This is a genomic window from Bordetella genomosp. 5 (assembly GCF_002261475.1).
Lineage (GTDB): Bacteria > Pseudomonadota > Gammaproteobacteria > Burkholderiales > Burkholderiaceae_B > Bordetella.
The window spans coordinates 45,795-66,318 of the sequence record NZ_NEVN01000006.1 but is presented as its reverse complement, the minus strand read 5'-3'; the positions used below and the strand labels follow the sequence as shown (position 1 = coordinate 66,318).

The 20,524-nt window shown below is 69.6% G+C and carries 16 protein-coding genes; 5 read left to right on the top strand and 11 right to left on the bottom strand.

Annotated elements, in window-relative coordinates; translation table 11 throughout:
• Positions 1 to 2: 2 nt before the first annotated feature.
• Positions 3 to 755: a maleate cis-trans isomerase family protein gene (locus CEK29_RS11955; RefSeq protein ID WP_094800278.1), complete on the bottom strand. Its 753-nt coding sequence runs from the start codon at positions 753 to 755 to the stop codon at positions 3 to 5.
• A gap of 316 nt (positions 756 to 1,071) precedes the next feature.
• Between CEK29_RS11955 and CEK29_RS11950 the strand changes: the two genes are divergently transcribed.
• From CEK29_RS11950 to CEK29_RS11940, 3 genes are all read left to right on the top strand, one after another.
• Complete coding sequence (locus tag CEK29_RS11950) at positions 1,072 to 2,223, top strand: FAD-dependent monooxygenase (RefSeq protein WP_094800094.1); 1,152 nt, start codon at positions 1,072 to 1,074, stop codon at positions 2,221 to 2,223.
• A 130-nt stretch (positions 2,224 to 2,353) separates the two neighbouring features.
• On the top strand, positions 2,354 to 2,857 hold the full coding sequence (locus CEK29_RS11945; protein ID WP_094800095.1) for a (2Fe-2S)-binding protein: 504 nt from the start codon (positions 2,354 to 2,356) through the stop codon (positions 2,855 to 2,857).
• Positions 2,854 to 5,778, top strand: coding sequence for a cytochrome c (locus CEK29_RS11940; RefSeq protein WP_094858220.1), 2,925 nt, complete (start codon positions 2,854 to 2,856; stop codon positions 5,776 to 5,778). The genes CEK29_RS11945 and CEK29_RS11940 overlap by 4 nt, the downstream gene beginning before the upstream one ends.
• Here CEK29_RS11940 and CEK29_RS11935 read toward each other — a convergent pair.
• The 7 genes from CEK29_RS11935 to CEK29_RS11905 all read right to left on the bottom strand — a co-directional run bounded on the left by CEK29_RS11935 (position 5,724) and on the right by CEK29_RS11905 (position 12,957).
• Positions 5,724 to 6,158, bottom strand: coding sequence for a VOC family protein (locus tag CEK29_RS11935; protein WP_094800097.1), 435 nt, complete (start codon positions 6,156 to 6,158; stop codon positions 5,724 to 5,726). The two genes, CEK29_RS11940 and CEK29_RS11935, sit on opposite strands and share 55 nt — an antisense overlap.
• A 63-nt stretch (positions 6,159 to 6,221) precedes the next feature.
• Positions 6,222 to 7,043, bottom strand: coding sequence for an ABC transporter ATP-binding protein (locus CEK29_RS11930; protein ID WP_094800098.1), 822 nt, complete (start codon positions 7,041 to 7,043; stop codon positions 6,222 to 6,224).
• The gene (locus CEK29_RS11925) at positions 7,040 to 7,816 is read right to left on the bottom strand and encodes an ABC transporter ATP-binding protein (RefSeq protein WP_094800099.1); all 777 of its coding nucleotides are present in this window, start codon (positions 7,814 to 7,816) and stop codon (positions 7,040 to 7,042) included. Before CEK29_RS11925 ends, CEK29_RS11930 begins: the two co-directional genes overlap by 4 nt.
• A complete protein-coding gene (locus CEK29_RS11920) occupies positions 7,813 to 9,768 on the bottom strand; it encodes an ABC transporter permease (RefSeq protein ID WP_094800100.1) in 1,956 nt (651 codons plus the stop codon). The genes CEK29_RS11925 and CEK29_RS11920 overlap by 4 nt, the downstream gene beginning before the upstream one ends.
• A gap of 97 nt (positions 9,769 to 9,865) precedes the next feature.
• Positions 9,866 to 11,071 (bottom strand): ABC transporter substrate-binding protein, encoded by a 1,206-nt coding sequence (locus CEK29_RS11915; RefSeq protein ID WP_094800101.1) that lies wholly within the window; start codon positions 11,069 to 11,071, stop codon positions 9,866 to 9,868.
• A 324-nt stretch (positions 11,072 to 11,395) separates the two neighbouring features.
• Positions 11,396 to 11,869, bottom strand: a complete 474-nt coding sequence (locus CEK29_RS11910) for a MarR family winged helix-turn-helix transcriptional regulator (RefSeq protein WP_094858219.1) — start codon at positions 11,867 to 11,869, stop codon at positions 11,396 to 11,398.
• Between the two features lie 77 nt (positions 11,870 to 11,946).
• A complete protein-coding gene (locus CEK29_RS11905; RefSeq protein WP_094800103.1) occupies positions 11,947 to 12,957 on the bottom strand; it encodes an XdhC family protein in 1,011 nt (336 codons plus the stop codon).
• Between the two features lie 123 nt (positions 12,958 to 13,080).
• On the opposite strand from CEK29_RS11905, the gene CEK29_RS11900 reads away from it, so the two are divergent.
• Positions 13,081 to 13,695: a nucleotidyltransferase family protein gene (locus CEK29_RS11900; protein ID WP_094858218.1), complete on the top strand. Its 615-nt coding sequence runs from the start codon at positions 13,081 to 13,083 to the stop codon at positions 13,693 to 13,695.
• 11 nt (positions 13,696 to 13,706) lie between these two features.
• Here the strand turns inward: CEK29_RS11900 and CEK29_RS11895 are convergent, their stop codons facing one another.
• The gene (locus CEK29_RS11895; RefSeq protein ID WP_094800105.1) at positions 13,707 to 15,080 is read right to left on the bottom strand and encodes a DHA2 family efflux MFS transporter permease subunit; all 1,374 of its coding nucleotides are present in this window, start codon (positions 15,078 to 15,080) and stop codon (positions 13,707 to 13,709) included.
• A gap of 206 nt (positions 15,081 to 15,286) precedes the next feature.
• On the opposite strand from CEK29_RS11895, the gene CEK29_RS11890 reads away from it, so the two are divergent.
• A complete protein-coding gene (locus tag CEK29_RS11890) occupies positions 15,287 to 16,147 on the top strand; it encodes a LysR family transcriptional regulator (RefSeq protein ID WP_094800106.1) in 861 nt (286 codons plus the stop codon).
• Here the strand turns inward: CEK29_RS11890 and CEK29_RS11885 are convergent.
• Both CEK29_RS11885 and CEK29_RS11880 read right to left on the bottom strand, forming a co-directional pair.
• The gene (locus CEK29_RS11885; protein ID WP_094858217.1) at positions 16,144 to 18,435 is read right to left on the bottom strand and encodes an ATP-dependent DNA helicase; all 2,292 of its coding nucleotides are present in this window, start codon (positions 18,433 to 18,435) and stop codon (positions 16,144 to 16,146) included. The two genes, CEK29_RS11890 and CEK29_RS11885, sit on opposite strands and share 4 nt — an antisense overlap.
• Positions 18,432 to 20,186 carry a VRR-NUC domain-containing protein gene (locus CEK29_RS11880; protein ID WP_094858360.1) on the bottom strand — a complete coding sequence of 585 codons (1,755 nt, stop codon included), beginning with the start codon at positions 20,184 to 20,186 and terminating at the stop codon, positions 18,432 to 18,434. The genes CEK29_RS11885 and CEK29_RS11880 overlap by 4 nt, the downstream gene beginning before the upstream one ends.
• Positions 20,187 to 20,524: the final 338 nt, after the last annotated feature.

Below are 20,524 nucleotides of genomic sequence, written 5' to 3'. Positions count from 1 at the left end.
CCTCAGTAGGCGCCGGACAGCAGCGCGCCGGCGCCCGGCACCACCGGGTCGAGCCGCAGCGATTTAAGGATGGCGTAGGTGGTCGCGGCCGCGGCCGTGATCACGGGCTTGCCCGTCATGGCCTCGACCTGCGCGATGGCCGCCAGCGACGGCATCTGCACGCAGGCCGACAGCACGATCACATCGGCGTCGGCCACGTTCATCTGCGCCACGATCGCGGGCAGCCGGGCCGGGTCATGGCGCCCCACCTCGAGATTGTCGGGAATTTCGAGCGCGCGGTGGTCCACCACCTCGTAGCCCTCGTTGCGGATGTAGTCCACCACCAGTTCCGTGAGCGGCTTCATGTAGGGCGCGACCACGGCCACGCGGCGCGCGCCCATCACCTTGAGCGCATCGACCAGCGCGCCGGCGCTCGTGATGACCGGCGCATCGGCGCCATTGGCGGCGGTGTGGGCCTGCAGCCGCTTTTCGGAGACGCGGTGATACCCGTGGCCCATGGCCATGATGGCGACGAGGCAGGCATAACCGAGCACGTCCACGCGCGCATCGCTCAGCTCGACGGCGCAGCGGTCGGACTCGGCGTCCATGGCCGCCAGCTCTTCCTTGACGACCTTCTTCATGCGCATGCGGCTCGAATGGAAGGTGAAGCGTTCGGGCCGGATCTGCAGGCGCGCGTTGAGCATCGCCGGAATCTCGGTCTCCATGGTGGTGTTGGAACTCGGCACGATCTGGCCGATGCGGTAGGGTCGGTTCAAGGCCATTGCTCCTCGAGGGCACACAACAGGAACGGGTCGGGCGGCATACGAGAGACCGCCGCTTATTCAATGTATACGCTCTATTCTTGCAGCTTGAGCCGGACCACGCAAGGCCCGCGAAAGACGCGGCGCCAAACGCTCACTCATCTAGGGTAAACCCTGGATATCTAGCACTTTATTCGTGCATCGCGTGCACGCTTACGGGGCATATTGCAGTGCGCCAACAAAGCTTGTTTACCGCCAATATTTGAGCGTGTACACTTTTTCTCCCATGAGCGCGATCCACCGCGGAACCGCCCCATCCAGGAGAATCAACGTGCAAGGCAAACCCAGAATCGCTATCGTCGGCGCCGGGCTCGGCGGCACCGCGGGCGCGGCGCTCATGGCGCGCGCCGGTTTCAATGTCCGCCTCTACGAACAGGCCCCGGGCTTCTCGCGCCTGGGCGCGGGCATCCACCTCGGGCCGAACGTCATGAAGATCATGCGGCGTATCGGCATCGAAGACGAGCTCAACCGCCAGGGTTCGCACCCCGACGCCTGGTACAGCCGCGACTGGCAGACCGGCGAAGAACTCGCCCGCATTCCGCTCGGCGACTACGCTGTCTCGCACTATGGCGCCACCTATCTCACCGTGCACCGGGGCGACTTCCATGCCCTCATGACCGCGGCCCTGCCGCCGGGCGTGCTCCACTTCGGCAAACGCCTCACGCAGGTCGAGGACACCGGCGATTGCGTGCGCCTGAGCTTCGCCGACGGCAGCACCGACGAGGCCGACATCGTGATCGGCGCCGACGGCGTCAACTCGCGGCTGCGCGAACATCTGCTCGGCGCGGAGTTGCCGAAGTACACCGGTTATGTCGCGCATCGCGCGGTCTTTCCCACGCCCATCGACAGCGGCACCCTGCCCTTCGACATGTGCGTGAAATGGTGGTCCGACGACCGCCACATGATGGTGTATTTCGTCACGAGCAAGCGCGACGAGATCTACTACGTCACCGGCGTGCCCGAAGACCAGTGGGACATGAGCAAGAGCTGGGTGCCCAGCAGCAAGGCCGAGATGCGCGAGGCTTTCGCCGGCTGGCATCCCACGGTGCAGGCGCTGATCGAGGCCACCCCCGAAGTGTCCAAGTGGCCGCTGCTCGAACGCGATCCGCTCCCGCTCTGGAGCCGCGGCCGCATCGTCCTGCTGGGCGATGCCTGCCACCCCATGAAGCCGCATATGGCGCAAGGCGCGGCGATGGCGATCGAGGATGCCGCCATGCTGACGCGGATCTTCGAGCAGACTGGCCTGGACGACCACGCGGCCGCGTTCCGGCTCTACGAAGACAATCGCGCGGCCCGCGCCAGCCGGGTGCAGCTCGTCTCGCACAACAACACCTGGCTGCGCACCAACGAGAATCCCGATTGGTGCTTCGGCTACGACGTGTTCGAGGTGCCGCTGTCCGAAGGCAAGCGCGCCGCGGCATGAGGCTCCGCGCCGCCGGGCGCGCACCCGACCCAGGGCTAACCCCTGTGGCCGCGCGCCCGGCAGCCCGGATAATTTCCGGCGGCGCCCGTGTCCGGCGCGCCCGCCACCCGAGCAGCCCGTCTTCCACGCCGTGACCGATCCCACCCCCGCCCTGGATCTCGCCATCAACGCCTCCGCCTGCACGACGGAGGCGACGCCCGACACGCCGCTGCTGTACGTGCTGCGCAACGACCTGTGCCTGAACGGGCCCAAGTTCGGCTGCGGCCTCGGCGAGTGCGGCGCCTGTACCGTGCTGATCGACGGCGTGGCGGCGCGCAGCTGCGTGGTGCCGGTGGCCGCGGTACGCCACCATCACGTGACGACGCTCGAAGGACTCGGCACGCCGGACGCGCCCGGCCCAGTGCAGCGCGCATTCATCGATGCCCAGGCCGCGCAGTGCGGCTATTGCATGAACGGCATGATCCTGACCATCCATGCGCTGCTGCTGCGCAACCCGGCGCCCACCGACGCCGACATCCGCCGCGAGCTGCGCCACAACCTCTGCCGCTGCGGCACGCATCTCGAGATCCTGCAGGCGGCGCATCTGGCGGTGCGCTACTGGGCCGAGGATGCCGCGGCGAGGACGTCCGCATGAGCCTGCGCCTCACGTCCACGACGGACCTCGCGCCGCCCGACGGACCCGCGCTCGCGCACGGCGTGCTGCTGCTGCCGCCCCACCCCACCTGGGACGCCAGACGCTACACCGGACCGCGTGCGGGCGACCCCGATGCCAGTGCGCTGCGAGGCCTGCCGGGCATGCCCCGGCTCATACAGCATCACAATCTGGTGGCCGTGATCGCCACGCGGCCCAACCACGCGCGCGCGGCGGCCGCGCGGCTCGCGGTGCCGTGGCGCACGCCCGGCGCCGCGCCGCAGCGAGCGCGAGCCGAGGACGACGTCCGCGAGGGGCCGGCGCCGCTTGCCGAAGCGCACTACCGCTGGCCGCTGGCCGGCGCGGACCACGCCGCCTGCTGGGCCATCGCGTGCCCCGGCCCCGAGGGCCTGACGGTGTGGTCCTCCTGCCCGGCCGACCGCTTGCGCACCGAGCTGACGGCCCTGCTCGACCTGCCCGCCACCCGCCTGCGCCTGCTCCCCAATGGCGTCCGCCAGGATCCCGGTGCCAACGACAGCGTGGCGCTCGACGCCGCCGCCGTGGCCGCCCTGCTGTCGTTGCATGCGCAACAGCCGGTGCGCGTGGACGGCGCGGACCTGTGGCTGCCGCACGCGAGCGCCGTCGGCGTGAGCGCACGGCTCGAGCGCGGCGCGGGCGACGCGCCGGGCCCGCTGATTCTGCACACCGACGGCGCGGCGACGCCGCGGCCCTCGCTGGCGCGCCTGCTCGCCCACGATATCGCGGGCGCGCCGCCCGGCGACGCGCCGCCCTACCGCGGCGGCGGCGTCGCGCCGCTCACCGGGCCGGTGTCGCTCGGCAGTCTTGCCGATGCCCGCGGCGCCTTGCGGGCCGCGCAGGTGTTCGCGCAGGAGTCGCTGCAGGATGAAGCGGCGGACGCGTCTCGTGCCGACCCGGTGGCCTGGCGGCTGGCACAGCTCGACGACCCGCGCGGCGCCGCGCTGATCCGCAGCGTGGCCGAACGCGCCGGATGGCAAGGCGGCCAGCCGCGTGCGTGGGCAGCCGGTCCGCGGCAGGGCCGTGGCTTCGCCTATGCCAGCGTCATCGACGACAGTACCGAACCGCCCACGCGCAACTGGGCGGCCTGGGTCGCCGACGTGACCGTCGATCCCAGCGACGGCGCCGTGGCCCTCACGCGCGTCGTTGTGGGCCACGACACCGACACGCTGCACGTCCCGGCCGTCGCCGCCGACCGCATCACCACCGACATCCACGACCAGACGCAGCGGCTACTGCGCGCGCCCGCGGGATTCGACCAGCCCGAGGGCGCGAGCCCGTTGGCATCCGTCGACCCGAAGGCGCACGCGCTGGCCGCGCCGCGCATCGATCTGGTCGGCGGCGCCGGCACGCTGGCGCCGCCGCGCGACCTGCAGTGGTCCGACGCGGCCGCCCTGCCCGCCGCCGCCGCGGTGGCCAATGCGGTGTATGCCGCCACCGGCGTGCGGCTGCGTGAACCGCCCTTCAACGGGCCGGCCGCACGCGCCCAGCTCGCGGCGCCCCACGCATCGCGTTCGGCGCGCCGCGCCACCACGGCCTGGCTGGGCGGCATCGCCGCGGCAGCATGCGGCCTGGTGGCGATGGCGTGGCCCTGGAAGGCCGCCATCGCGCCGGTCGACGCCCCCGACCTCTCGCTCTATTCGTCGGCCGCCATCGAGCGCGGCCGGCTGGTTGCCGCCGCCGGCGACTGCATCGTGTGCCACACCGCCCCGGGCGGTCAGCCCAACACGGGCGGGCTGGCCCTCGATACGCCGTTCGGCACGATCTACACCACCAACATCACGCCCGACCGCGAGACCGGCATCGGCGCCTGGTCGTATGCGGCGTTCGAGCGGGCCATGCGCCAGGGGGTGCACCGCGACGGCCGCCAGCTTTATCCGGCCTTTCCCTACACCGCGTTCGCGCGCCTCACCGACGGCGACATGCAGGCGCTCTACGCCTATCTGATGTCGCAGCCGCCGGTGGCGCACGTCCCGCCGCCCACCGAACTGGCGTTTCCGTACAACCTGCGTCCGCTGGTGGCGGGCTGGAACGCCCTGTATCACGACGCGGGCGTGTATCAGCCCGATCCGACCCAGACCCTGCAATGGAATCGGGGCGCCTACCTGGTGCAGGGCGCGGGCCATTGCGGCGCCTGCCACACGCCGCGCAACGCGCTCGGCGCCGAACGCACCGGCGCGGCCTACCTCTCGGGTGGCGTCGCCGAAGGCTGGGAGGCGCCCGCGCTCAATGCCTTGTCACGGGCGCCGGTGCCCTGGAACGAACAATCGCTGTATGCCTATCTGCGCACGGGCGCCTCGGCCGAGCATGGCGTCGCCGCGGGCCCGATGGCGCCGGTGATCCATGGCCTGTCGGCCCTGCCCGACAGCGACGTGCGGGCGATCTCGGTGTACCTGGCCTCGCTGCAGGCACCCGCCGAGGCGGCGGCCTTGCCCGATGCCGCGCAGCGGATCGCGCGCCTCGAGCAGGCGAGCGCCGCCGACGCGCGCATGTTTCCGGAGAACGGCGAACGTCTGTATCAGGGCGCCTGCGCGGCCTGCCACGAGACCCGCGATGCGCCCGCCCTGTTCGGCGCCCGCCCCTCGCTCACGCTCAATACCAATCTGCACAGCGCACGGCCGGACAATCTGGTGCAGGTGATTCTGAACGGCATCGCCGAGCCGGCCGATGCGGCGCTGGGCACGATGCCGGGCTTTCGCGACAGCCTCGATGATGCGCAGGTGGCCGATCTGGTGGCCTATCTGCGTGCGCGCCACGCGCCCGATCAGCCGGCCTGGGAAGACGTGGCCGCCACCAGCCGGCGGCTGCGCGCCACGCACGACGGCGCGGCGGCTCAGGCGTCGAACGTCACCTCGACGGACGCGGCGCTGCGGCGCGCGGGCCCGTGAAACACGGCTTCGATATTGTTGCCGTCGGGATCGAGCACGAAGGCGCCGTAGTAGCCCGGGTGGTAGGGCCGCTCGCCGGGCGCGCCGTTGTCTTTGCCGCCGGCGGCAAGCGCCGCCTGGTGAAAGGCCTGCACCATGGCTTCGTCACGCGCCTGAAAGGCCAGATGATGGCGGCCGGTGAGCTGGCCGCAGGCGGCCTGACTGTCGGCGCTGGAGACGAATAGCTCGTCGACCCAGAAATAGTCGTCGCCCTCGCCGCCCCAGGGCACCTCGAGCGCCTGAAACACGGCTTCGTAGAAGGCTCGGCTGGCCGCCAGATCTCGCACCACGAGCTGGATGTGGTCGATCAGACGGCCGCGATGCAACGAGAGGGTTTCCATGGTCGGTCTCCGTAGGGAATGCGCGCCTGCTCCGCGCCGGCGCGCCTACGGACCATCGTAACCTCAGACCGTGAGGTAGGCGCGCCGGACCTGTTCGTTGTCGGCGAGCTCGGCCATGGAGCCGGTGTACCGGATCTGGCCTTTCTCGAGCACATAGACGCGGTCGGACACGAGCTCGGCGAAGTGCACGTTCTGCTCGGACAGCAGAATGCTCGCGCCCTGCGCCTTGAGCTCCAGAATCATCTGCGCCATCTGCTCCACGATCACCGGCGCCACCCCCTCGGACGGCTCGTCGAGCAGCACCAGGAACGGATTGCCCATCAGCGTGCGCGCGACGGTCAGCATCTGCTGCTCGCCCCCGCTCATCTGCCCGCCCGGCCGGTCCTGCATCGCGCCCAGGTTCGGGAACAGCGTGTAAAGCGCCTCGGGCTGCCAGTGCCGCGCGGGCGAGCCGTCGGGCCAGGTGCGCGGCGGTTGCCGCCCGACCTCGAGGTTTTCGGTCACGCTCAGGTCGGTGAAGATGCGGCGGTCTTCGGGCACGAAGCCCAGCCCGAGCCGCGCGATTTCGTAAGGCTGCAGGCCGGCGATGTCGCGGCCCATGAACGTGACCTCGCCGCGCCGGCGCGCCAGCAGGCCCATGATGGCCTTGAACGAGGTGGACTTGCCCGCCCCGTTGCGGCCCATGAGCGCGACGACCTCGCCACGGCGCACGTCGAGATCGACGTCGAACAGGATGTGGGCGGCGCCGTACCACGCGTTCAGACCACGCACGGACAGCAGCGGTTCGGCCGCGGTGGCGACAGCCGCGGTATCGACCGCCGCGGTGGCGACCGCCCCTGCCACGGGCGCGGACACGGCTTGCGGGGATTCGGCGACGGCACTCATGCGGCGGCTCCTGCGGCGGTTTTCTCGAAGGTCTTGCCGGTGCCGAAATACACTTCCTGCACCTTGGGATGATTGCGGATCTCCTGGGCCCCGCCCTCGGCGATCAGCCGGCCGCGCGCCAGTACGATCATGCGATCGGCATAGGCGAACACCACATCCATGCTGTGTTCGGTGAAGAGCACGGCCATGCCGCGATCGACCACCAGCTGCTTGGTCAGCGCCATCAGTTCGTTGCGCTCCTTCGGCGCCATGCCGGCCGTGGGCTCGTCCATCAGCAGCAGCTTGGGATCGTTGGCCAGACCCATCGCCAGCTCGACGCGTTTGACGTCGCCGTAGGCCAGCTCGCTGCACGGCCGCTCGGCCTGGTCGCGCATGCCCACCTGCGCCAGCAGGTCGAGCGCCTCGTCGCGATACTGCCGCCCGGCGCTGCTGCCGATCGAAAACACGCGGCGATGATGCGACAGCAACGCCATCTGCACATTCTCGACCACCGTCAACGAGGCGAACGTGGCCGCGATCTGGAAGGTGCGGCCCACGCCCAGCCGCCAGATGTCGCGCGGCTTCATGCCCACGAGCTCATGGCCGCCCAGGCGCACCGAACCGGCGGTGGCGGGCAATTGGCCGCCCACCATATTGAAGGTGGTCGACTTGCCGGCGCCGTTCGGCCCGATCAGTGCCAGCAGCTCGCCGGCGGCCAGATCGAAGCTGATGTCGTCCACGGCCTTGACGCCGCCGAAGGCCTTGCTCAGGTTTCTGACTTGCAAAAGACTCATGCCTGCTTCTCCCGCGGACCACCGACGAACGCGCCGCCCTTGCCCTTGCCCGAATCGCCGCGCGGGGCACGGCGCGCGTCCCACGCCTGCGCCACCTGGCGGCAGAAGCCCGCGATGCCTTGCGGGAACACCAGCACCAGCAGCAGGATTACGCCGCCAAAGAGCGCACGCCAGTATTCGGTGGCGCGCATCACGTAGTCTTGCAGCAGATTGAAGGTCGCCGCGCCCACGATCGGACCGACCAGGGTCTGGATGCCGCCGAGCAGCACCATCACCAGACCATCGACGGACTTGCTCACCGCCATCGCATCCGGCGAAATGCTGCCCTTCGAGAACACGAACAGCGCCCCGGCCAGCCCGGCGAAGAGCCCCGACATCACGAAGGCCATCCATTGCACGCGCTTGACGTCGATACCGATCGCATCCGCGCGCAGGGCCGAGTCGCGGCCGGCACGCAAGGCATAGCCGAATGGAGAAAACAGCACGCGCCGGATCGCCACGACCGCCAGCGCCACCAGCACCAGCGCCGCGTAATAGAACGCGTTGCCCGACAGCCATTCGGCCGGCCAGACGCCGATGATGCCGTTCGAGCCACCGGTGAAGTCGTCCCACTGGAACACGACCGACCACACGATCTGCGAAAACGCGAGCGTGAGCATGGCCAGATACACGCCGGAGAGCCGCACGCAGAACCAGCCGAACACCAGCGCCCCCAGCCCGGCGGCGAGCGGCGCGAACAGCAGCGCGGCCTCCATGGGCAGGGACGCGGCCTTCAGCAGCAGCGCCGCGCCATAGGCGCCCAGCCCGAAATACGCCGCGTGCCCGAAGGAATGCATGCCGCCCGGCCCCATCAGGAAATGCAGGCTCACGGCAAACAGCACGGCGATCAGGATGTCTTGCGTAAGCACCACGGCATAGGGCAGCACGTGGTCCAGCAGCGGCAATACCGCCAGCGCGATCAGCAGCGCCACGGCCCAGCCGCGCAGACCGCGGCCCGCGGGCCGCAGCGGCGCCTCGACCGGCGCGGAGTTGCGGCTCGCGCCCTGCGGCCGTCCGAACAGGCCCCACGGCCGGAACACCAGCACCAGCGCCATGAAGAGGAACTCGACCACCAGCGTGAGCTTGGAGAACGAAATGGTGATGCCGAAGATCGACACCGTGCCGATGAAAATGCACAAGGCCTTGATCTCGGCCACGATCAGCGCCGCGACATAGGCTCCCGGTATCGAGCCCATGCCGCCCACCACCACGATGACGAAGGCATCGCCGATGACGCGCAGATCGAGCCCCAGACTGGCCGGTTCGCGTGGCAATTGCAGCGCGCCGCCGAGGCCCGCCAGCATCGCGCCGAGCGCGAACACGCCGGTGAAGAGCCAGGCCTGGTTCACGCCCAGCGCGCCGAGCATCTCGCGGTCTTGCGTGGCGGCACGCACCAGCGTGCCCCAGCGCGTGCGAGTGAGCATGAGCCAGAGCAGCCCCAGCACCACCGGCCCGATCACGATCAGCACGAGGTTATAGACGGGGTATTGCCGGCCGAACAGGCTGATGGCGCCCGTGAGGCCCGGGGCACGCCGGCCCAACAGGTCTTCGGCGCCCCAGATCCAGAGCGCCGCGTCGTTGATCACCAGCACCAGGGCGAAGGTGGCGAGCAGCTGGAACAGCTCGGGCGCCTTGTAGATGCGCCGCAGCAGCACCACCTCGATGGCCGCGCCGATCGCGCCCACGGCCAGCGCCGACGCCATCAGGCCGAACCAGAAGCCGAGCGCGGTACCCCCCACCCGCTCGACCACCGAATACGCCACATAGACGCCCAGCATATAGAGCGACCCGTGGGCGAAGTTGACGATGCGCGTTACGCCGAAGATCAGCGACAGACCCGCCGCGACCAGAAACAGCGACGACGCTTCGGCCAGGCCGTTGAGCAACTGCGCCAGAAAACCCGTGAGATCCATGACACCGACACCTGTGATGAACGCGCGCCGCCATGACCGCGATCGAGCGCGGCTCATGCAAGCAGCAGATCCGGCCCGCGCGGCGGGCCGGCCAGACTCACTGCGCCCGGCGCAGCTTGCGGACTTCGTCGTCGCTGGGCTGGGCCTTGGCGCCATCCACGTAGCGGATGTCGGTCATGATGCCCTTGCCATCCTTGGAGCCCAGCTTGCCGACATACGCGCCCATGGTCGACTGATTGTCGATGGCGCGGTACTCGATGTCGCCGAACGGGATCGTGAGCTTGAGGCCCGAGAAGGCCTTGATCATCGCCTCGGTATCGGTCGAGCCGGCCTTCTTGATGCCCTCGGCGAGCGACTTGATCGCGCTGTAGCCCACCACCGAGCCCAGGCGCGGGTAGTCGTTGAACTTGCCCTGGTACGCCTTCAGGAAGGCCTGATGCTCGGGCGTGTCGATGAACTGCCACGGATAGCCCGTGACGATCCAGCCTTCGGGGGTCTCGTCGCGGAAGGTGTCGAGATACTCCGGCTCGCCGGTTAAGACGCTCACCACCGGCGTGCTCTTGAACAGGCCGCGGGTATTGCCTTCGCGCACGAACTTGGTCACGTCGGCCGCGAACAGCACGTTGAAGATGGCATCGGGCTTGGAATCGGCCAGCGCCTGCACCACGCTGCCGGCATCGACCTTGCCGAGCGGCGCGGCCTGCTCGGTCACGAACTCGACGTCGGGTTGCGCCGCCTTCATCAGCGTCTTGAAGGTCGAGACCGCCGACTGGCCGTACTCGTAGTTGGGATACACGATGGCCCAACGCTTCTTGTTGAGCTTGACCGCCTCGGGCACCAGCATCGCCACCTGCATATAGGTCGAGGTGCGCAGGCGATACGTGTAGCGATTGCCATCCTGCCAGACGATCTTGTCGGTGAGCGGCTCGCTCGCCAGGAAGAACACCTTCTTCTGCTTGGCGTAGTCGGTAAGGGCCAGGCCGATGTGCGACAGGAACGAGCCCGTCAGCATGTCGACGCGTTCGCGCGAGATCAGCTCTTCGGCCGCGCGCACGGCGTCGCCCGGGTTGGCGTTGTCGTCGCGGATCACGAGCTCGAGCTTCTTGCCGTTCACGCCGCCGGCGGCGTTGACCTCGTCGAGCGCGAGCTGCATGCCCTTCTTGTACGGCTCGAGAAACGCGGGCTGCGCCTTGTAGCTATTGATCTCGCCGATCTTGATGGTGCCCTGCGCCCAGGCGGAAGCGGAAACCAGCGCCGCGCATGCCGCGCCGAGCCACTGGGTATAGCGAATGCGACCGTTCATGTTTTCCCCTTGCATAGTCGATGATGGTCACTGCGGGTGAGTCCTGCCATGCGAATTCGTGGAACCTCGGCGAGCCTCGTCGGACTCGCATTCTTTTTAAAGCGTACACACTCGAAGTCTGCACGCAAACCGCGCACCCGCACGGTATAACCACAATTTAAGAATGGATATTCCAAAACCCCCAGGGAATACCCGAATAACGTCACAAAATCAGTGCATTAACGCACCACTCCAGGCACCAGAAGTGCGCGCATGAGCTCGATTCACGTGGCGGACTGCCCTCTGGGCCGGCTCAGAATATCGAGCGTCATCGCTTGAATTGACCTAGGACTTTCCCGTAGTCGCCTCGGCGTCGGCATCGTCGAACTCACACATCTTGCGCAGCAGATACACCACCGCCACCCGTTCGGCGGGGTTCAGCTCGCCGAACGTCGCCTCGGTGATGTCGCGCGCGAACGGCACCATTTCGCCCACCAGCGCCGCGCCGGCCTCGGTCAGCGAGACCAGCACCTTGCGGCGATCCGCCGGATCATGCGAGACCGTAATGAGTTCGCGGGCCTTGAGGCGATCGATCACGCCCCGCACCGTCGCCTGATCGATGGCCGTGTGCTTGACGATCTCGATCAGCGAGCACGCCCCCTGGTCGCGCACGGCGCACAGCACGACGAACTGCGCCGCCGTCAGCTGCGAATCGGGAATGGTTTGCTGGAAGAGCGCCACATGGCGCTGATAGGCGCGGCGCAGCAGGTGGCCGACCTGCTCCGAGAATTGATAGGGTTGCTTCGGGTCTTTCACGATGAGCCTGTGCCTGCGGGGATGGGGGCATCGGAACGATGGGCGCGATACATGGCCGCAGTATACCGACCCCCTCCGCGTCAGTCGCAGGCTTTGCGCCCCGCCGTCAGGGTCTCGCGGCCCTGCCCGCCCGCCGCCGGCAGGCGTTCGGCGCCGAGCGTGTTGCGCACCCAGACCAGCTCGGCGGCGATCGCCACCGCGATCTCGGCCGGGGTGCGGCTCGCGATATCCAGGCCGATCGGACCGTGCAGCCGCGCGATCTGGGGGTCGGTGAGATCGAGCAGGCGCAGGCGTTCGCGGCGCTTGGCCTGATTGCCACGCGAGCCCAACGCACCCACATAGAACGCGGGCGAGCGCAGCGCCTCCATCAACGCCATGTCGTCCAGCTTGGGATCGTGGGTGACCGCGACGATCGCCGTGCGCGCGTCGGTGCCGATCTCGAGCACCGCGTCGTCCGGCATGCCGTCGACATAGCGCGCCGCGTCGCAGTGCCAGACGGCGCGCGCCTCGGGCCGCGGATCACAGACCAGCACATCGAAATCCAGCGTCGCTGCCAGGGGCGCGAGCACCTGCGCCGTGGCATTGGCGCCGATGATGAGCAGGCGCCAGCGCGGCCCATACACCGCGCGCAGCACCGTGCCGTCGAAATCGGGACCGTCGATCGGCTCGGCCGGCGCCAGCGTCATCGCGCCGGTGCGCAGGTCCAGCGTGCGCCGCACGAGTCGATGCTCGGCCACCTCCGCGAGCACGTGCTCGATCCACGCGCCGTCGGCGAGCGGTTCGACCACCAGCCGCAAGGTGCCGCCGCACGGCAAGCCGAACTGCGCGGCCTCGTCGCTCGTGACGCCGTAGGTCAGACGCTCCGGCACCGCCGGCAGACGGCCCTCGCGCGCGCGCTGCATCACATCGTCTTCGATGCATCCGCCCGACACCGAGCCACAGGCGACGCCATCGCCGCGCACCACCAGCGTGGCGCCCGCCTGGCGCGGCGCGGAGCCCCAGGTCTGCGCAACGGTGAGGAGGTGCACCGTGTGGCCGGCGGCGAGCCAGTCACGGGCGTGACGCAATACATCGAGGTCGAGAGCATTCATGAGCGATCAGCAGTAAATAACCAGGCGAAAGGCAGGCCAGAGGCAGGCAAGACCCGCATGAGCAAGCCGCGCGCCCGCGCCGCCTCTCTATACTGAGGCCCCTGCCCCGCGATCCGGCACGCCATGCCTTCCAACCCTGTGTATACCCCAGACCTCTCCGCCTGTGTTGGCATACTGCTTGCCGCCGGTGCGGGCTCGCGCTATCGCCAGGCCGGCGGGGCCACCCATAAATTGCAGGCCCCGCTGCCCAGCGGGCAGACGGTCGCCGTGCAGAGCGCCCTGCGCCTGCGCGAGGCCACCGGGCAGGTGTTGGCGATGGTAGCCGCCGACGACGCGCTGCTGTCGGCTCAGTTGGCCGCGTCGGGCTGCACCGTCGCCGCGGCGCCGCCGGTCGAAGCCGGCATGGGCGCCACATTGGCCGCGGCGGCGGCGTGGCTGCTGGCCCATGCGCCGCAGGCGAGCCACGCCGTGGTCGCGCTCGCGGACATGCCCTGGATTGCGCCGCAGACCCTGCTGAGCGTGGCCCGCGCCGACGCGGCCCACCTCATCGTCGCGCCCGTTCACGCCGGACGCAGGGGCCATCCGGTGCGCTTCGCCAGGTCGCTGTGGCCGGAGCTTGCCGCGCTGAGCGGCGATACCGGCGCCCGTGGCGTGCTGGCGCGCCACCGCGCGCATGAGATCGAGGTCGGCGATCCCGGCGTGCTGCGCGACGTGGACCTGCCGACCGATCTGGGCTGAGCGGCCCGCGCTCAGGCGGGCTGGGGCTGCGGGGCGCCCGGCACATCGATGCGGCGGAACACCAGGGCCGAGGCCAGCGTGACCATCCCGACCACCACGAACGCGATGCGGAAGGCGTGGCCCGCGTCGCCGCCGGCGGCAAAGAGCGACACGAGGCCGCCGCCGATCGACACGCCCAGGCCCATGGCCAGCATCTGCACCATCGAGAACAGGCTGTTGCCGCTGCCCGCGTCGCGCGGCGAGAGCTCCTTGAGCGTGACGCCGTTCATGGCGGCGAACTGCATCGAGTTGCTGGCGCCGAACACACACATCACCAGGATCTCGATCCACAGCGGCGTCACGGCCGAGAACGTGGCGAACGCCACGATCGATGCACCGACGATCACCGTGTTCCAGACCAGGAACGCGCTGTAGCCGTGGCGGCGCAGCAGCGGCGCGATCCAGCCCTTGGCGAAGGTGCCCGCGATCGCCGCCGGCAACAGCATCAGGCCCGAATGCAGCGGGCTGTAGCCCAGCTGCAGCTGCATCAAGAGCGGCAGCAGAAACGGCACCGCGCTCGAGCCCACGCGACAGACCAGGTTGCCGAGCAGGCCCACGCTGAAGTTGGGCGTCTGGAACAGACTCAGGCGGAACAGCGGATCGGGGCGGCGGCGGGCATGCGCCACGTAGGCGCACACCGCGAGGATGCTGACGGCGACCAGCGTGCCCGAGACCAGCAGGCGATTCGACTGGACCGGGCTCTCGAGGGCCAGCGAGAACGACACCATGCAGAGCGACAGCAGACCGCCGCCCACCCAGTCGAAGCGCGGGGCTTCGGGCAGGCTGTCGTCGGGCATGAACTTCCAGACGCCGATCAGACCGAGGATGCCGACCGGCACGTTGATCAGGAAGATGGCGTGCCAGGTCATCGACTGCACGAACCAGCCGCCCAGCGTGGGCCCCAGAATCGGACCCACCTGCCCCGCGATCGAGATCATCGCGAGCGCCGCCACGTAGGCCTCGCCGCGCACCGTGCGCAACACCGCCAGACGCCCCACCGGCAGCAGCATCGCGCCGCCCACGCCCTGCACCACGCGCGCGGCCACCAGTTGCGGCAGCGACTGCGCGGCGGCACAGAAGATCGAGCCGAGCACGAACAGCAGGATGGAAACGAAGTAGACGCGGCGCGATCCGAAACGGTCGGAGAGCCAACCCGACGCGGGCGTCAGCAGCGCCATCGTGAGGGTGTAGGCAACCACCACCGGATGCATCTCGAGCGCCGACACGCCCAGACTGCGGGCAATCGAAGGCAAGGCGGTGTTGACGATGGTGGTATCGAGCGCCTGCATGAAAAAACCGCCGGCTACGGTCCATAGCATGGCGGTGTGGGCGGATGACTTCGGCATAAAAACGGCTTTTCTTTCAGGGCTTTGCGGGAGGTGCCCGACAAGCCGGCCTGCCCGCCGCGCGCCGCATGAAATCGCTTCATCCGGGGCGGACCGGCCTGGTTCGGGACACGATGGAAGCATTCTAGTAAGCTGGTGCCTATCGTGAACCCCACTCAGCGCGCTCACTGCTATCGATTTTTTCGATAAGCACGGCCGGCCTGCCCATGCTCAATCCCGTCTGGCTTCATACCTTCGCCACCGTCGCGTCCGTCCAGGGCTTTTCTCAGGCGGGCCGCGAGCTGGGGCTGACCCAGTCCACCGTCAGCGAACACATCCGGCGCCTCGAAGAAACGGTCGGGCGTCGCCTGCTCACGCGCGACACGCATGCCGTTGCGCTCACGTCCGACGGCGAGGCCATGCTGGCGCATGCCCGCCATATTCTCGAGGCCATGGCGCATGCCGAATCGCAGTTCCGCTCGCCGCGGCTGCGCGGCCGCGTCAGGCTGGGCTGCTCGGACGACATCGCGCTGGGCCCGCTGCCCGCGATTCTCGCGGCCTTTCGTAACGCCCACCCCGACGTGGAGCTGCAGATCACCATCGCGATGACCGGCCGGCTGCACGAGCTGCTCGATGGCGGCGCCATCGATCTGCTGGTCTGCAAGCGGCGCAAAGGCGAGGCGCGCGGCACGCGGCTCTTCACGAGCCATCTGCAATGGATCGCGCGGGCCGGCACCGAGGTCGATCTGCGTCAGCCGCTGCCGCTGGTGCTCGCCGCCGAGCCCAGCATCACGCGCGCCGTGGTGCTCGACGCGCTGGCCGTCGCGGGCGCGAGCTGGCGCATCGTCTGTACCAGCAGCTCGCTGGCCGGCAGCAGCGCTGCCGCGCGCGGCGGCCTGGGCCTGACCGTCAGGCCGCAGTTCATGACCGGCCGCGGACTGGCGCCGCCGGTGAACGCCGCTGCCCTGCCCGCGCTGCCCGACGTGGACTACGTGGCGGTCGGTGCGCCCCACCTGAGCCGCCCCGCCGAAACGCTGCTGCAGATCCTGATCGACAGCGAATTGCGCGGCGACTGGACGACGGTCTAGCGCGCCCGCATCTCGGTCACGCGCCACCAGCCCGGCAGGAGCGCGCGCACCTTGTGCCGGCGGAAGCGATCGTCGATCAGATGCACGGTGCCGGTATCGGTCTCGCTGCGGATCACGCGGCCGGCCGCCTGCACCACCTTCTGCAGGCCCGGATAGAGATAGGTGTAGTCGTAGGCCGCGTCGTCGCCGAAGCGCGCACGCATCGTGGCCATGATCTGCTCGTTGACCGGGTTGACCTGCGGCAGGCCCAGCGTGGCGACGAAGGCGCCGATGAGCCTGCGGCCCGGCAGGTCGACCCCCTCGGCAAAGGCGCCGCCCAGCACGGCGAATCCCACGCCCCGCCCCGACTCGGTGAAGCGCGCGAGGAATGCCGCGCGCGCGGCCTCGTCCATGCCGGGCGACTGCTCCCACACGGGCACCTGCGGATGACGCTGGCGCATCAGCGCCGTGACCTGCGCCAGATAATCGAAGCTGCTCAGAAAACCGAGATAGTTGCCCGGCTGCTCGGCATACTGCGCGGCGATGAGATCGGCGATCGGCTCGAGCGAGCCGGCCCGGTCGCGCCAGCGCGTCGACACGTCGCCCACGACACGCACGCGCAGTTGCTCGGCGGAAAACGGCGCCTCCACATCGAGCCAGGTGGTGGCGGGCGGCAGGCCCAGCGTATCGAGATAGAAGCCGGCCGGGCTGAACGTGCCCGAAAACAGCACCGTGCTGCGCGCCGCCGCGTGACGGGCCGCGAGGTACGGGGCCGGCACGACGTTGCGGATGCAGGCGTCCGAATCCGGCTTGCCGTACTCCAGGCCGCGCGTGTGGCGCGTCATGTCGAACAGGGCATGACTGCCGAAGCTTTCCGCCAGCCGGCCGAATTGCAGCAGCGCGAAGTACAGGCCCAGCAGCGGGTCGTCGGGCGCGGCGGGGCCGCTGGCGTAGTGATCGGCGAAGGCCGTCGCCGCGCGCTGGACCGCCTCGCGCAGATTGCCCGGCACCATCTCGTGCGCCGCGTAATCGCCCTCCTGCTTCTTGAGCACCGCGCGCCACGAACGCAGCAGGCCGTCGAGCGGCTTGCGCAGCGCCGCCGGCGCCAGGCCGCGGGCCGCCCGCACGGCGCCCATCGACAGCGACGCGCTGTACATGCGGCGGGCCCGCTCGAGCAGATTGTGCGCCTCGTCGACCGCCACGGCCACGCGCCATTGATGCACCTGCGTGAGGGCATACAACATGGCGCTCGAATCGAACCAGTAGTTGTAGTCGCCCACGACCACATCGGCCCAGCGCGCGAGCTCCTGCGCCAGGTAGTACGGACACACCTCGTGCGCGTCGGCCGCCGCGCGCACCGCGGCGCGGTCCAGCGTGGCGTCGGGCGCCGCGAGGGCCTGCGCGCGCGCACCCGGCAGGCGGTCGTAGAAGCCGCGGGCGCGCGGGCACGCGTCGCCGTGACAGGCGCGGTCGGGATGCACGCAGGCCTTGTCGCGCGCCACCAGCTCGACCACGCGCAGCGGCAAGGGCGCGTCGCGGCCCGCGCGCAGTTGCGCCAGCGCATCGAGCGCGAGCGCATGACCGGGCCCCTTGGCCGACAGGAAAAACACCTTGTCCAGCCCCTGCGCCGCGCAGGCCTTGAGCAGCGGAAACAGCGTGCCGAGGGTCTTGCCGACCCCGGTGGGCGCCTGCGCCATCACCGGATGCCCGTCGCGCGCCGCGCGATACACGGCCACGGCGAGCTGACGCTGCCCCGCCCGCATCGCGCCGTACGGAAACGCCAGAGACTCGAAGGCCGCGTCGCGGGCGAGCCGGTGGGCCCGTTCGCGCGCGGCCCACTCGGCATAGCGGGTGCAGAGATCGGCAAACACCGCCTGCAGCTCGGCGGCCGTGAGGGTCTCGGCCTCGGCCGTCTCGAGCTCGGTATCGAGATTGAAATACACCACCGCGACGGTGATCCGCTCCAGCCCGCGCGACTCGCACAGCATATGACCGTAGACCCGGGCCTGAGCTCGATGCAGGGCGCGCTGATTGGCCCGCAGGCTGGCCAGATCGCCGCGATAGGTCTTCACTTCTTCGACGCGCCGGGCCTCGGCATCGAAGCCATCGGCGCGGCCGCGCACCGTCAGGCCGGCATGGGTGGCGCCGAGCCGGACCTCATGTTCGAACGCCGCTCCCCGCCGCGCCGCGATGACGGCGTGGCCCGCCATGCCTTCGAGCGCGGTGGGCGCCGGCGTGAAGCGGGAATCCAGATCGCCCGCGCGCGCGGTGAAATCGCACAGCGTGCGCACCGCCACGTCGAGATTCATGCGGCCTCCTGCAGAGGCTCGTTTGGTGGCGTGCCGTCCGGCGGGGTGGCGACCAGCGCCACGGCCGTGGGCGAGATCGTGCCGCTCGCCTGCGCGCTCGCCAGCGTTTCGTCCCAGCGCACATGACACACCCGCACCGGCAAGCCATGCCGCGCCGCATAGGCCAGCCAGCGCACCTGGTTGTCCTGCAGGCGGTCGCCCGGGCCTTTCACCTCGATCAGTTCGTAGCGCGCCTCGGCGGGCCAGAACCGCACCAGATCCGGCAGGCCGGAACGATTGGTCTCGATGTCGTCGAGCAGGCGCGCGAACCACAGCGCGAGATGCTCGGGTGCGATGCACGCGAGCGCGGCCTCGAGCAGGTCGCGGCTCAGCATGCCCCAGAAAACGAACGGCGACTGCACCCCGGCCTTGGCTTCGTAGCACGCGAGAATGCGCTCGCGGTGCGTGCCGTCGGCCAGTGCGCCCAGGCAGGCATCGAAGGCGGCCGCGCGGCGCGCGCGAAAGCCGGCATCGTGCAGATCGGCCGGGCCGCGCTGAAACGGATGGAAGAACGCGCCGGACACCGGCTCGAAGATCGCGCGCCAGCACAACAGCCCGAACAGCGAATTGATCAGGCCGTTTTCGACGTAATACGCCGGCGCTTCGCTGGTGCCGAGGTGATCGCGCACCACGAACTCGACACGCCGTGCCGGCTCCGGGCGCGGCAACACCAGCTCGAATGGCGCCGTCGTGGCGCGTCGCGTGGGCGCCGGCGCGGGCAGGCCGGCATGGCGGGCCAGCCGCGGCAACATGCGCGCTACCAGCTGCAGCTCGGCTTCGCTGCCGGGCGCGGAGAGGGTGTCGCGGGCGAGCGCATGCGCGTCTTCATAACGCGCCTGCCGCTCGATCACGCGTATCAGGCGCTGGCGTGCGCCCGGATGGCGCGACGCGCGATAGGCCGCCTCGGCGGCGTCCCAGGCCCCTGCCCGTTCGCACCACTGCCCCAGGCGGAACCACACCTTGGCCTGGCGGCGCGCGAGCCACGGCACCTCGCTGGCGCAGGCTTCGATCTCCGCGTGCAGGGCCGGCGCCTCATCGGGCGTCGCGCTGTCCAGCCGCTCGCGTACGGCGTGCAGGGCCAGGTAGGTATCGATGGCGCGCGCATGCGGAAAGGCGCGTGTATGGCTGTCGAGCGCCACCGGTTCATACTGAAAAACACCGAGGTCGGCGAGCACGAACTCCGACCAGCTCTGATGCAGATTGCCGAAGAACATCAGGCGCAGGCGCTCGGCGAGCGCGCCGATCTCGACGGACCAGATGGCCTCGTCCGGCCCCGCGCCCCACGCGCTGCAGGCACGTACGTCCGCGCCGCCCAGGTGCTCACGCAGCGTGGCCAGGAGCTCCGCCTTGCGCCACGACGCGCGCGCGCCGGCCTGCGGATAGCGCCGCGCGAGTTCGTCTTTGGTATGCAGCGCGGCCCACTCGGTCCAGTCGAGCGCCGGATCGGCCTGCAACCAGCCCAAGGCCAGCAACGGCGCGGCCGCGGTGGGGATGCAGCCGATTTCTTCGTAGTGCAGACACTCGGCTCGATAGACACGGCGCGTGCGCATCAGCAGGCGCACCGCGAGCGCGCGCGAGGCCTGCGGCAAGCGGGCGAAGTCGTGCACGAAGGCCCGCTCGGCCGGCGCGAACAGATCGTCGTAGCGCGCGGCCAGCCAGTCCAGCGCCTGCTGAAAATTGTGCAGATAGTAGTAACGGTGCGGGGCGAACATGCGGGCAACGGGATCCGGGGCATCCATCCATGGCGGGCGCCACACCGGCCCCTGACTGGATATCCATCCAGCATCATAGCAGCCCTGGCCGCGCGCCCCGGCCTGCCGCCGCTGCGGCCGGCCGCCCGTGCTCCTCGTGCGCCCGCCGACCGCGGCTTGACACGCGTTTTCCGAAATTTAGTGCCGGATCACGTCAAGATCGCGCCATTTGCGCACGCAACGATTAATCGACCTGCGAGTCGCCCGCCGCGAGCGCCTCCGTGTGTGCCGTACACGCCACAAAAAGCCCTGTTTTTCCGCGTTATTTTCACGCCGCCGACGCAGGCTTGCGGGTAAGC